Annotated in this window: 9 protein-coding genes; all 9 read right to left on the bottom strand. The window is 66.0% G+C overall.

Features of this window, described 5'->3' with window-relative positions; genetic code table 11:
* Positions 1-57 precede the first annotated feature (57 nt).
* The 9 genes from CG50_RS00705 to CG50_RS00665 all read right to left on the bottom strand — a co-directional run bounded on the left by CG50_RS00705 (position 58) and on the right by CG50_RS00665 (position 12,132).
* Positions 58-1,614: a Ppx/GppA family phosphatase gene (locus tag CG50_RS00705; protein ID WP_051909294.1), complete on the bottom strand. Its 1,557-nt coding sequence runs from the start codon at positions 1,612-1,614 to the stop codon at positions 58-60.
* Between the two features lie 54 nt (positions 1,615-1,668).
* The gene (locus CG50_RS00700; RefSeq protein ID WP_036634000.1) at positions 1,669-3,831 is read right to left on the bottom strand and encodes an RNA degradosome polyphosphate kinase; all 2,163 of its coding nucleotides are present in this window, start codon (positions 3,829-3,831) and stop codon (positions 1,669-1,671) included.
* A gap of 55 nt (positions 3,832-3,886) precedes the next feature.
* Positions 3,887-4,561 carry a P-loop NTPase family protein gene (locus CG50_RS00695; protein WP_036633997.1) on the bottom strand — a complete coding sequence of 225 codons (675 nt, stop codon included), beginning with the start codon at positions 4,559-4,561 and terminating at the stop codon, positions 3,887-3,889.
* Positions 4,558-5,634, bottom strand: coding sequence for an AI-2E family transporter (locus CG50_RS00690; protein ID WP_036633994.1), 1,077 nt, complete (start codon positions 5,632-5,634; stop codon positions 4,558-4,560). Before CG50_RS00690 ends, CG50_RS00695 begins: the two co-directional genes overlap by 4 nt.
* A gap of 152 nt (positions 5,635-5,786) precedes the next feature.
* Complete coding sequence (locus CG50_RS00685) at positions 5,787-6,884, bottom strand: TRAP transporter substrate-binding protein (RefSeq protein ID WP_036633992.1); 1,098 nt, start codon at positions 6,882-6,884, stop codon at positions 5,787-5,789.
* Positions 6,885-7,063: 179 nt separating this feature from the next.
* On the bottom strand, positions 7,064-8,158 hold the full coding sequence (locus CG50_RS00680) for a TRAP transporter substrate-binding protein (protein ID WP_036633990.1): 1,095 nt from the start codon (positions 8,156-8,158) through the stop codon (positions 7,064-7,066).
* 207 nt (positions 8,159-8,365) lie between these two features.
* Entirely contained in the window at positions 8,366-9,193 is an 828-nt protein-coding gene (locus CG50_RS00675) for an arginyltransferase (RefSeq protein WP_036633988.1), read from the bottom strand.
* 273 nt (positions 9,194-9,466) lie between these two features.
* Positions 9,467-10,774 carry an NAD(P)/FAD-dependent oxidoreductase gene (locus CG50_RS00670; protein WP_036633985.1) on the bottom strand — a complete coding sequence of 436 codons (1,308 nt, stop codon included), beginning with the start codon at positions 10,772-10,774 and terminating at the stop codon, positions 9,467-9,469.
* The gene (locus CG50_RS00665) at positions 10,771-12,132 is read right to left on the bottom strand and encodes a glutamine synthetase family protein (protein ID WP_036633982.1); all 1,362 of its coding nucleotides are present in this window, start codon (positions 12,130-12,132) and stop codon (positions 10,771-10,773) included. Before CG50_RS00665 ends, CG50_RS00670 begins: the two co-directional genes overlap by 4 nt.
* Positions 12,133-12,139: the final 7 nt, after the last annotated feature.

The raw sequence follows: 12,139 nt of genomic DNA, 5'->3' as shown, positions 1-12,139 counted from the left end.
TCTCCGCAGGAGACGGGGGCAGAGCCCCCATGCACCGCAAGCCGCCCCGTCCTTCCCTCAGGGATATTCGATTACCGGCTCCGCCTTCAGCGACTGTGCGAGCGAGCTGAACCGCGACAGGCAGACCTCGCCGAACAGCTCCACCCCCGGGGGGGTCAGCTTCAGCACCAGCTGGCTCTTCTTCGGCTTCAGCTCCAGCGTGCCGGCCTTTGACGGATCGCTCATCGTGAACATCGCGCCGAAGCGCATCGCCCTGCCGAGGATCTCGGCCTCGGTGATCTGGGCGGGGCTCAGCAGCGCGAACATCGGCTCGAACCGCGATCCCGCGCGCGAGTTCTTGTAGCGGTGCAGCAGCGACAGGCCGATGAACACGCGCTCGGGGTGGGTCAGCGCCGACAGGTTGGCCCGCGTCACGTTGTCGAAACAGGCCTCGGCCCGGTAATCGGGATGGGTGCGCCAGGTGGTGTCATGCAGATAGCAGGCCGCGCGGTGCAGCCGGAACTGCCCGGGGCTAACCTCGCCCATCACCGGTTTGATGAAATTGTGCAGCTTCTTGCCGAACCCGGGCAGGCGCGCCTGCATCTGTTCGGCGTAGCGGCAGGCCTCGATCAGCGGATCGCGTTCGCGCAGCCGCTCGGGCATCTGCTCGAACAGCAGCCCCTCGCGGATGCCGAATGACGAGCAGTCGATCTCCTTCGGCTGGAACACCCGAATCAGCTCGCGCAGCACCAGCGCGGCGAGCGGAACCAGCTCCATCCGCGCGGCAGAGGTTCCGGTCCGGGTGCGCAGCTGTCCGAGGTCGGTCTTCTCGATCCAGTCGAGGGTTCTCAGAAGGGCCTCCGGCTCCATCCGGTATTCGTGCAGCACCAGAAGCGGATAATTCGCCCGTTCCATGTCGAGGCGCGCAATCGCCCGCCACGAACCGCCGACGAGATAGATCCGCTCGTGTCCGACGCCCACCGCAGCCGCGAGCTTCGCGATCTGCTGCTGGATCGTCGCCAGCAGTTCCTTGCGGCCGCCCTTCACCTGCTGCAGCCGGAACGGGCCGAGCTGCGAGGTCTCGCGCCGGCCAACCTGACCGGCGCCGATCTCGGCAAGCTCCATCGAGTTGCCGCCCATATCGCAGATCAGCCCCGAGGCATCTGGCCAGCCGAGCATCACGCCCTGTGCCGAAAGCCGGGCTTCCTCGGCGCCGTCGATCACGTGCAGATGCAACCCGGTCTCGCGTTCGACCTGTTCCTGAAACGCCGGGCCGTCGCCCGCATCGCGCACCGCCGCCGTTGCCACGCAGGTCAGCGGGCCGATGTCCATCCCCTTCGCCACCGCAGCGAAGCGGCGCAGCGCCGAGAGCGCGCGCTCGCGCCCCAGAGGGTTCAGCATCCCGGTTTCCGCCAGCCCCTGACCGAGGCCCGCCATCACCTTCTCATTGTAGAAATAGGCCGGACTGCGGGCGGCACCGTCGAACACCACCATCCGCACCGAGTTCGACCCCACGTCGACCACACCCACCCGGCTCAGCGCCCGGGCCGACGGATCGTCGAACAGGGGCTTGCCGAATGCGTCCCACTCTTCGGCAGAAACCACCCCGCGGGGGGCATCGGCTTTGGCGTTCATCCTGTCGTCCTGTCCTCAGTCGCGCCAGCGGTGGGCGCGGCGCAAATCTAGCCCCTAGTCGGTGCCATGGGCAAGCTCGGGAACGTCGCGCGCCCCGGCCGATCCGCGGCCCGACAGCGACGGGAATTCCATGAAGAACCGGTGGCAGGAGAACAGCTCCTTCCCTTCGGGGAGTTCGCGCAGGAACCGTCCGTCGGGTTGCAGGATCCAGCTTTGCGCCTCATCGGCCATGTTGGCGGCCATGATCTGGCTGACGATCTGCGCCTTGACGGTCTCGTTCTTCGCCTCGACCAGGGTCTCGACGCGCCAGTTCAGGTTGCGCCCCATCCAGTCGGCCGAGGACATGAACACCCGCGCGTTCTTCGACGGCAGCCCGTGACCGTTGCCGAAGCACACGATCCGGCTGTGTTCGAGGAACCGCCCCACGATCGACTTGACGCGGATGTTCTCGGACAGGCCGCGGATCCCGGGTCGCACGCAACAGATGCCGCGCACCACGAGGGAAATCTTCACCCCGGCCTGCGAGGCGGCGTAAAGCGCGTCGATCACCTCGGGCTCGGTCAGGCTGTTCATCTTGGCCCAGATTTCGGCCGGGCGGCCGGCGCGGGCATGGGCAATCTCGGCCCCGATCAGTTCCAGAAGCCGCGATTTCAGCGAGATCGGCGAGATCGCCAGGTTCTCCAGCTCCTCTGGCTGGACGTAGCCCGAGAGGAAATTGAATACCTTGGTCGCATCGCGCCCGAGCGCGGGATCGCAGGTGAACAGGCTGAGATCGGTGTAGATCTTGGCGGTAATCGGGTGATAGTTGCCGGTGCCGAAATGGGTATAGGTCACCAGCGCATCGCCCTCGCGCCGTACCACGGTGCTGATTTTCGCGTGCGTTTTCAGGTGCATGAAGCCGTAGACGACATTCGCGCCCGCGCGTTCCAGCCGGCGCGACTGGCGGATGTTGGCGGCCTCGTCGAAGCGCGCCTTCAGCTCGACCAGCGCCAGCACCGACTTGCCGTTCTCCGCCGCTTCGCACAGCGCATCGACGATCGGACTGTCCTTCGAGGTGCGGTAGAGCGTCTGCTTGATCGCCACGACATTCGGATCGTTCGCTGCCTGTTGCAGGAAGCGGATCACCATGTCGAAGGTCTCGTAGGGGTGGTGGAGCAGCATGTCCTTTTGCCGGATCGCGGCGAACATGTCGCCGTCGTGATCGGTCACGCGCTCGGGCACTCGCGGCGTGAACGGCGGCCACAGCAGATCCGGGCGCGAGGACAGCACCAGCTCCTTCAGGTCGGCGACGCCCAGAAGGCCCTTCACCTCGACCACCTCGTCGGGGTTCACGCCAAGCTCGCTCATGATGACCGTGCGCAGCGATTCGGGCGCGCCTGCGGTGATCTTCAGCCGGATCACCTGACCGCGGCGGCGCCGTTTCAGCGCCACCTCGAATTCGCGCACCAGATCCTCGGCCTCGTCCTCGACCTCGAGGTCGCTGTCGCGCAGCACCCGGAACGCGCAGGAGCCGGTCTCGCGGTAGCCCGGGAACAGCGATCCGAGGTTGAGCAAAAGCAGCTCTTCCATCGGCAGGAAGCGGTCCTCGCCGGGCAGGGCGATGAAGCGATTGAGCTGTTGCGGGATCGGCAGAAGCGCCTGCATCCGGCGGCTGTCGCGCTCGCGTTCAAGTTCGAGTGCGAGGCAGAAGCCGGTGTTCGGGATGAAGGGGAAAGGATGCGCCGGGTCGATCGCCAGAGGCGACAGCACCGGGAACACGTTCGACAGGAAATATTCGCCAAGGTAAGTGCGGTCGGCCTTGGTCAGCTTGCCGCGGGTCAGCAGGTGAATACCGGCGGTTTCCATCTCGCGGCGGATGATGTTCCAGCTGCTTTGCTGGGTGCCCATCAACCGGCGGGCATCGGCGTTGATCTTCACCAGCTGCTCGGCCGGGGTCAGCCCGTCGTCCGAGGGCAGGGTGTTATGCTCGCGCACCAGCTCCATCAGGCCGGCGACGCGCACGGTATAGAACTCGTCGAGGTTGGTCGCCGAAATCGACAGAAACCGCAGCCGTTCAAGCAGCGGCACCCGTGGATTCGCCGCCTCCTCCAGCACGCGCCAGTTGAAGGCAAGCCAGCTCAGCTCGCGGTTGAAGAAGCGAGACGGCCCCGTGATCTCTGCCTCGGGCAGCTCGACGGGGGCGGGGAACGGGGTCTGGAGAAAATCGGCCTGGGTCATGATAGGCGCAGTTATCGCGCTGATTTGTAATGGTTCAGTGACAGTTTGCGCCGGTTCATGCGCGCATGTCCAGCACTTCGGCCGCCATCGCGCGGCTGAGCGGGCGGCCTTCCGCAACGGCACGGGCGTCGAGTGCGGCAACCAGCCGGCGTGCGGCATCGAAAGAGCGGTCCATATGCCCGACGAGCCAGGGGATCAGGCTGCGCGGCACCTTGGTCTGGCGGTCGGCGAACAGCTTGACCAGCACCGCCGAGAGCAGTGCATCGTCGGGCGGCCCGATCCGAACCGAGGCGAGCGCGGCCATCCGGCTTGCCAGATCGGGCAGGTGCACCCCCCAGTCGCGCGGCGGGCTGGCTGCCGTCAACAGCATCCGCCCGCCCTCGGCCTGCATCAGGTTATGGAGGTGAAACAGCGCTTCCTCGGCCGCGGGGCGGGTGGCGATGCGGTGGGCATCCTCGATCACCACGGCGCCGTGACGGGCGGCGGCGGGGGCCTCGGCATCGGTCAGGGCGGCGGCGGAAAGCACCGGGGCGTCCTGTGTTTCGGCCCAGATCGCGGCGAGATGCGATTTCCCGGCCCCCTCGGGCCCGATCAGCAGCATCCGCCCCGAAGGCCATCCCGCGCAATCGTCGAGCGTCGCCAGCGCCAGCGCATTGGGCGGGGCGACGAAGAAATCGTCGCGCCCGCGCGCCTGACGCACCGGCAGATCGAGGATCATCTGGCGCGTCATCCGCGCCTGTCCTGTTCGGTTCCCGCCTGCCCGAGATACAGCTCACCCTTCAGGTAGCGCATCAGCATGAACCGTGCGAGCACCCCGATCACCGCAGCCACCGGCACCGCCACCAGCATTCCGACGAAGCCGAACAGCGTTCCGAAAGCCGACAGCGCGAAGATCAGCCACAGCGGGTGCAACCCGATCGACTGGCCGACGAATTTCGGCGTGATCACATTGCCTTCGAGGAACTGCCCGAGACCGAAGATCCCGACGACGATGCCGATCTGCAGCCAGTCGCCCCAGAACTGATACAGCGCCAGCCCGATCGCCAGCCCGCCGCCAAGGATCGCACCGACATAGGGGATGAAGGTCAGCGTGCCCGCGATGGCGCCCGCCAGCAGCCCGAAGTTCAGCCCCGCCAGCATCAGCAGCGCCGCGTAAAACGTGCCCATGATGACGCAGACCGAGACCTGCCCGCGCACGAAACCCGACAGCACCTTATCGATCTCGCGGGCGATGGCGCGGACCTCGGCCAGATGGTCGCGCGGCAGCCAGCTGTCGACCCTGGCGATCATCCGGTCCCAGTCGAGCAGCATGTAAAATGCCACGACCGGCACCACGACGACAAAGATCGCGAAATTCACCAGACTCATCGCCGAGGTCAGCACGGTCTGAGCCAGCTCTCCGCCGCGGGCCTTGACCGCCTCGCCAAGCGATTGCAGCGTCTCGTTGATGACCGAGCCGCGCTGGTGCATCTGCGGGAACTGCTGGTTCAGGAAATCCAGAAGATGTTGCGTCATGTCAGGCGCCGCCGCCACGAGGCCCGCCAGCTGCCGCACCAGCATCGGCACGATCAGCAGCCCGCCGACCACGAAGCCAAGCGTCGCGATCAGCGCGATCAGCGCCGTCGCCATCACCCGCGACAGGCCGAGCCGTTCCAGCCGGTCGGCCACCGGGTCGAGGAAATAGGCGATCGCCCCGCCGACGAGGAAGGGCAGCAGCACTGCCCCGAGCCCCCACAGCACGGCCAGAAACACCAGGGCGGCAAGCCCCCAATAGACGAACTGTTGCCGGGCCGGCAGCGCCATAGGATTCCCTCTGCGGCATGGATCTTCGCGGCCATCATGACATGCGCGCCGGGCTTTTCAACGCCGAACGCCGGGGCGGCAGGGACCCCGGCACGAAAACGCGCGCCGCAGAGGATCCGGGCGCGCGTTTCTGGTCGCGAAGGCAGGGCGGCTTACAGCTTTCCGCCGCGCTGCTGGATCATCATGAAGGTGTCGTAGTTGTATTCGGTGACCTGGCTCCAGAAGAACCATTCCTTGCGGAAGTCCTTGATCGAGCCCCAGATCTTCTTGAACGCGGGGTTGGTCGCCTCGATCTCGGCATAGGTCGCGTTGGCGGCCTCGAAACAGGCCTGCATGATCTCGGGCGAGAACGGGCGCAGCTGCGTGCCCTTGGCGACCAGCGACTGAATCGCGGTGGTGTTCTTGCGGTCGTATTTCGCCAGCATGTCCTGGTTCGCCGCCATGCAGGCGTTCGACAGAATCGACTTGTATTGCGCCGGCAGCTCGTTCCACTTCTGCAGGTTGAACAGCGCGTGCACCGTCAGCCCGCCTTCCCACCAGCCCGGATAGTAGTAATAGGGCGCGATCTTGTAGAAGCCGAGCTTCTCGTCGTCATAGGGCCCGATCCATTCGGTGCCGTCGATGGTGCCTTTCTCGAGCGCGGCATAGATGTCGCCGCCGGCGATCTGCTGCGGCACCAGACCGAGACGTTCGAGCACCTTTCCGGCGAAACCGCCGATGCGCATCTTCAGCCCCTTCAGGTCGTCGACCGTCTTGATCTCCTTGCGGAACCAGCCGCCCATCTGCGCTCCGGTGTTGCCCGCCGGCAGCGCATAGAGGTTCTGTTTCGCCATGAACTCGTTGTAAAGGTCGATCCCGCCCGAGTAATACATCCACGCGTTCATGCCACGCGCGTTCAGCGCGAAGGGAACCGTCGCCCCAAGTGCCCAGGTCGGGTCCTTGCCCCAGTAGTAATAGTTCGCGGTATGGCAGGCCTCGACCGTGCCCGAGGTCACAGCATCGGCTGCCTGCAAGCCGCCCACGATCTCGCCCGCGGCGAAGACCTGGATCTGGAAGTCGCCCCCGGTCGCCTCGGACACGGCTTTCGCGATGAACTCGGCTCCGCCGTAGATCGTATCGAGCGACTTCGGGAACGAAGACGTCATCCGCCAGGTGATTTTGGGGCTGGTCTGGGCCACGACCGGCGCGGCCAGCGAGGTGGCCGCGGCGCCACCGAGGGCGGCCTTGGTCAGAAATGAACGACGATCCATGAAAACTCCTCCTGTCGATGCGCGCCGGTCCCCCGTGGGGCTCCTCTCCGGCGGCTCTCAAAGGGATAGTATCGTGCTGTGACGACCTGTCCAGCAATTTTCTTGCGCGCGGCTCGCCGCACGAAAAAAGGCCCCGGCACGGGTGCCGGGGCCTGATCCGAAAGCTGTCGGGACAGGGCTCAGAGCGTGTTCTTGCGCTGCTGAACCATCATGAAAGTGTCGTAGTTGTATTCCGCGACCTGCTGCCACAGATACCACTGCTTGCGGAAATCCTTGATCGAGGCCCAGATCTTGGCGAATTCGGGGTTGGTCGCCTCGATCTCGTCATAGACCTTGTTGGTGGTCTCGTAGCAGGCCTGCATGATTTCGGGCGAGAACGGACGCAGCTGCGCCCCCTCGGCCATCAGCCGCATCAGCGCCGGCGGGTTGTTCCAGTCGTATTGCTGCAGCATGTTCGCGTCGATGCTCTGGCAGATCGAGCGCAGCAGCGACTGGTAATTCGCCGGCAGCGCGTTCCACTTGTCGAGGTTGAACATGAAATGGACGGTCGGGCCGCCTTCCCACCAGCCGGGGTAGTAGTAGTAAGGCGCGACCTTGACGAAGCCGAGCTTCTCGTCATCGGCGGGCGAGGTGAATTCCACCGCGTCGATGGTGCCCTTCTCGAGCGCGGCATAGATGTCGCCGCCGGCGATCTGCTGCGGCACCACGCCGAGACGTTCGACGATCTTGCCGGCGAAGCCGCCGATGCGCATCTTCAGACCCTTCAGGTCCTCGAGCGTGTTGATCTCCTTGCGGAACCAGCCGCCCATCTGGGTGCCGGTGTTGCCGCCGGGCAGCGCGAACAGCTTCTGCTTCGCCATGAACGCGTTGTACATGTCGATGCCGCCGCCGAAGTAGTGCCAGGCGTTCATCCCGCGTGCCGACAGACCGAACGGCACCGCGGCGCCAAGCGCCCAGGCCGGATCCTTGCCCCAGTAGTAGTAGCCCACCGTATGCGCGGCCTCGACGGTGCCGTCGGCCACCGCATCGGCGGCCTGCAGCCCGCCGACCAGCTCGCCTGCGGCGAAGGGCTGGATGGTGAAGTTGCCGTTCGTCGCTTCCGAGATCCGCCGGCCGAGTTCCTGGGTGTTGCCCCACAGCGTCGCGAGCGACTTCGGGAACGAGGACGTCATTCGCCAGGTGATCTTCGGATTTTCCTGGGCGAGGGCGGGGGCGGCCAGGCCGGTCGCGGCAGTGCCGAGGGCGGCCTTGGTCAGGAAGGAACGGCGATCCATCTGAAAAACTCTCAATATCTGCGGGGTCAGCGCAGCGGGTCGAGCCCGATGCGACCACCAGAGCCTGTTCCCGGGCGGCGAGGGTGTTGTGTCAGCTTGCGCCTCGCCTGTCCAGACATGACATGACGATTTTTGCACCAAAAACGAAATAAAACGTCTTTCGGGCGGGCAGTTCTGAAACAGGCCCCATCGCGGGGGGGGCTTCGATCAGTCGCGGCCGTCGGGCAGACGGATACGGGCCACCTGTTCGGCGATCGGATCGACGGCCAGCGGGTGGGTTTCGCTCTGATGGCTGGCCGGATCGCCGATGTCGCTCCACACTCCGCCCTTGTAGATGTCGAGTGCGCCGAACCGCGCCTTGTATCCCATCTTGCGCGAGCCCGGCACCCAGTAGCCGAGATAGACATAGGGCAGCCCGGCGCGGCGCGCGATCTCGACATGATCTAGGATCAGATAAGTGCCAAGCGAATCCTGATGCCGGTCGGGATCGTAGAAGCTGTAGACCATGCTCAGCCCGTCATCGAGGACGTCGGTCAGGCAGACCGCGACCAGCGCATGAGTGGTCGCAGGCGAGGCATCGGTTTCGCGGTATTCGATGACGCGGGTCTTGACCGGGGTTTCCTCGATCATCGCGGCGAATTCGAAGATGTCCATGTCGGCCATGCCGCCATCGGCGTGACGCTGGTCGAGATAGCGGCGAAACAGCGCGAACTGTTCCTCGGTGGCCCAGGGGCTGGTGCTGGTGCGGCGCAGATGGGCGTTGTGTTTCAGCACCCTGCGTTGCGTGCGGTCGGGCTCGAAATCCGCGACGCGGATGCGCGCTGACAGACAGGCCGCGCAATCGGCGCAGGACGGGCGATAGAGCACGTTCTGCGAGCGGCGGAACCCCTGGCGCGACAGCGTGTCATTCAGCTTGTCGGCATCCTCGCCCTGCAGCGCGGTGAACAGCTTCCGCTCCTGCCGCCCGTCGAGATAGGGGCAGGGTTGCGGGGCCGTCACATAGAATTGCGGGGCAAGGGGCAGGGAATGACGCATGAGAAAGACGACCGCGAGGCAGGGACCAGACTGGGCATGGCGCCTTTCGGCTGCCGGCTGGTGACAGGCTAACAACAACCCACCGGCGCGCCAAGCCCTTCCATCCCGCAGATAGGGCCTGCGCTCCGGACTTCAAAGCCGGGCCGCCTCGGGCCGGCATGTCGCCCGCCGTCGAGAGCGACCTTTCTCTTTCGCTTTGCCGCAAATATCCCGGGGGTGAGGGCCGCGAGGCCCGAGGGGGCAGAGCCCCCTTCCTTGACTTTCGGCCGGGCCTCAGAACCCCAGCTTGTCGCGCAGCCCGTACCAGCCCATGCCGAGCATGAGGAGCGGGAACCGCAGATGGCTGCCGCCGGGGAAAGGGGCGCAAGGCAACGCGCCCATCACGTCGAAGCCGTTCGAGGTGCCCTCGATCGCCTGCGCCATCAGCTTGCCCGCGAGCGTCGCCATCGCCACCCCGTGCCCCGAGTAGCCCGAGGCCGACAGGCAGTTCGGCGCCGGCCGCCGGAAGCACGGCATCCGGTTCATGGTGATCGCGAGCGTGCCGCCCCAGGCGTAATCTATCCGCACGCCCTTCAGCTGCGGATAGACCTGTTCGAGCGGCCGGCGCACCATCGCCTGAATGTCGCGCGGGAAACGGTAGCTCACCGTCTCGCCGCCGCCGAACACCAGCCGCTCACCCCAGGGGCGCCAGTAATTCACCACGAATTTCGTGTCATGCGCGGCAATGGGTTGCGTCAGGACATCCTTCATCCGCGCGCCCAGAGGCTCGGTCGCCACGATGTAATTGTTGATCGGCATCACCCGCGCCGCGACCGAGGGTTCAAGGTGATCGAGGTACCCGTTCGCCGCCAGCACCAGATGATCGGCGATCACCTCGCCCTCGGCCGTCGCGATCCGGCTCGGCGCACCGGCGCTCTCGCCATGCTCGACATGGGTGACGGGCGACCGTTCCAGAATGACCGCGCCCGCCGCCTCGGCCAGCCGCGCCATGCCGAGCGCGAGGTTCAGCGGATGCACATGACCCGCGCCGCGGTCGATGTCGCCGCCGATATACAAGGGCGAGGGGATCAGCGCGCGCAGCCCGTCGCGGTCGAGCGGCTCGATCAGGTCATAGTCGTAGTCTCGCGCCAGACGTTCGGCCATCGCATGGGCGTGATGCACCTCGGACGGGTGCAGCGCGCAATGCGCGATGCCGGGCCAGACCCGCTGGCCCGCGCGCTTCGCGAGATCCGCGGTCAGCGCCTTCGCCTCCTCGGCCATGTCCCACAGCCGCCGCGCCACCGCCTTGCCGGCCATCTTTTCGAGCGCGTCGACCTCCAGCCGCTGGCCCGAACCGATCTGCCCGCCGTTCCGTCCCGAGGCGCCGAACCCCGCCCGATGCGCTTCGAGGACGATGACGCTGCGCCCGGCCTCGGCCAGATGCAGCGCCGCCGACAGCCCGGTGTACCCCGCGCCGATCACGCAGACATCGGCCCGCATCCGCCCCGCCAGCGCGGGCCGCGCCGGCGAAGGGTCGCGCGTCGCGGCGTAAAGGCTGGGCGGGTAAGTGCCCGCGGTATCGTTCGCGAAGAGAAGGTTCATACGTTCAGCAGCAGATGCTCGCGCTCCCAGGGACTGATGACTTGCAGGAATTCCTTGTATTCATTGCGCTTCACCGCCTCGTAGACGATGCAGAAATCCTCGCCCAGAACTTCGCGCATGGCCTTGTTCTCGGCGAAGAGGTCGAGTGCGTCGCCGAGGTTGTAGGGGATTTCGGTGTCGCTGATATAGGCGTCGCCAAGGCACTCGGGCTTCGGCAGTTTCTTTTCCTTCAGCCCCAGATAGACGCAGGCCATCGAGGCCGCGAGCCCGAGATAGGGGTTGCAGTCCATCCCGGCGAGGCGGTTCTCGATGCGCCGGCCCGAGGGCTCCGAGATCGGCACGCGCAGACCCGTCGTGCGGTTGTCGCGCCCCCATTCGAGGTTGATCGGCGCCGAGAAGTCCGGCACGTAGCGCCGGTAGCTGTTCACATAGGGCGCAAGCAGCGCGATCACCGCCGGCAGATGGTTCTGCAACCCGGCGATGGCGTAAAGGAACTGCTCGCTCTCGCCGCCCTCGGGGGTCGAGAAGATGTTGCGCCCGGTCCCGGTGTCGATCACCGACTGATGGATATGCATCGCCGAGCCGGGCTCCCCCTCGATCGGCTTCGCCATGAAGGTGGCGAAACAGTCGTGACGCAGCGCCGCTTCGCGGATCAGCCGCTTGAAGTAGAAGATCTGATCGGCCAGATGCACCGCGTCGCCATGGGCGAGGTTGATCTCGACCTGACCGGCGCCGCCTTCCTGCAAGATCCCGTCGATCTCGAAGCCCTGCGCCTCGGCGAAGTCGTAAATGTCGTCGATCACCTTGCCGTATTCGTCGACGGCCGACATCGAATAGGCCTGCTTGCCCGCCGCGCGCCGGCCCGAGCGCCCCATCGGCGGGATGACCGGCTGGTTCGGGTCAAGGTTGCGCGCCACGAGGAAGAATTCCATCTCCGGCGCGACGATCGGGCGCCAGCCCTCGGCCTCGTAAAGTTTCTGGATGCGCTTGAGCACGTTGCGCGGCGCGGTCGGGATCGGTGCGCCCTTCTGGTCATAGGCGTCATGCACGATCATCAGCGTGATGTCGGCGGTCCAGGGGGCGGCGGCGGCGGTCGTCCAGTCCGGCGTCAGGATCATGTCGGGCTCGGTGAAGGCGCCCATCGGGTTGTCGACCCATTCGCCGGTGATGGATTGCAGAAAGATCGAGTTCGGCAGGAAGAAGTGATCCTGATGCACGAATTTCGAGGCCGGCATCGCCTTGCCGCGGGCCACGCCCGCGATGTCGGCGACGATGCACTCGACTTCATCGAGGCGGCGGCCGGCGATGTAGTCGCGCGCGGCCTGAGGAATGCGGTCTTGCCAGTCGGTGGTGGACATGGGGCCC

Source organism: Paenirhodobacter enshiensis, from assembly GCF_000740785.1.
Classification (GTDB): Bacteria; Pseudomonadota; Alphaproteobacteria; order Rhodobacterales; family Rhodobacteraceae; genus Rhodobacter; species Rhodobacter enshiensis.
The sequence above is the reverse complement of the archived record's forward strand: the minus strand, read 5'-3'. Positions and strand labels throughout refer to the sequence as shown.

Coding starts and splice junctions, on each gene's coding strand:
- CG50_RS00665 (WP_036633982.1), bottom strand. CDS start 12,132: ATGTCCACCACCGACTGGCAAGACCGCATTCCTCAGGCCGCGCGCGAC.
- CG50_RS00705 (WP_051909294.1), bottom strand. CDS start 1,614: ATGAACGCCAAAGCCGATGCCCCCCGCGGGGTGGTTTCTGCCGAAGAG.
- CG50_RS00690 (WP_036633994.1), bottom strand. CDS start 5,634: ATGGCGCTGCCGGCCCGGCAACAGTTCGTCTATTGGGGGCTTGCCGCC.
- CG50_RS00695 (WP_036633997.1), bottom strand. CDS start 4,561: ATGACGCGCCAGATGATCCTCGATCTGCCGGTGCGTCAGGCGCGCGGG.
- CG50_RS00675 (WP_036633988.1), bottom strand. CDS start 9,193: ATGCGTCATTCCCTGCCCCTTGCCCCGCAATTCTATGTGACGGCCCCG.
- CG50_RS00700 (WP_036634000.1), bottom strand. CDS start 3,831: ATGACCCAGGCCGATTTTCTCCAGACCCCGTTCCCCGCCCCCGTCGAG.
- CG50_RS00685 (WP_036633992.1), bottom strand. CDS start 6,884: ATGGATCGTCGTTCATTTCTGACCAAGGCCGCCCTCGGTGGCGCCGCG.
- CG50_RS00670 (WP_036633985.1), bottom strand. CDS start 10,774: ATGAACCTTCTCTTCGCGAACGATACCGCGGGCACTTACCCGCCCAGC.
- CG50_RS00680 (WP_036633990.1), bottom strand. CDS start 8,158: ATGGATCGCCGTTCCTTCCTGACCAAGGCCGCCCTCGGCACTGCCGCG.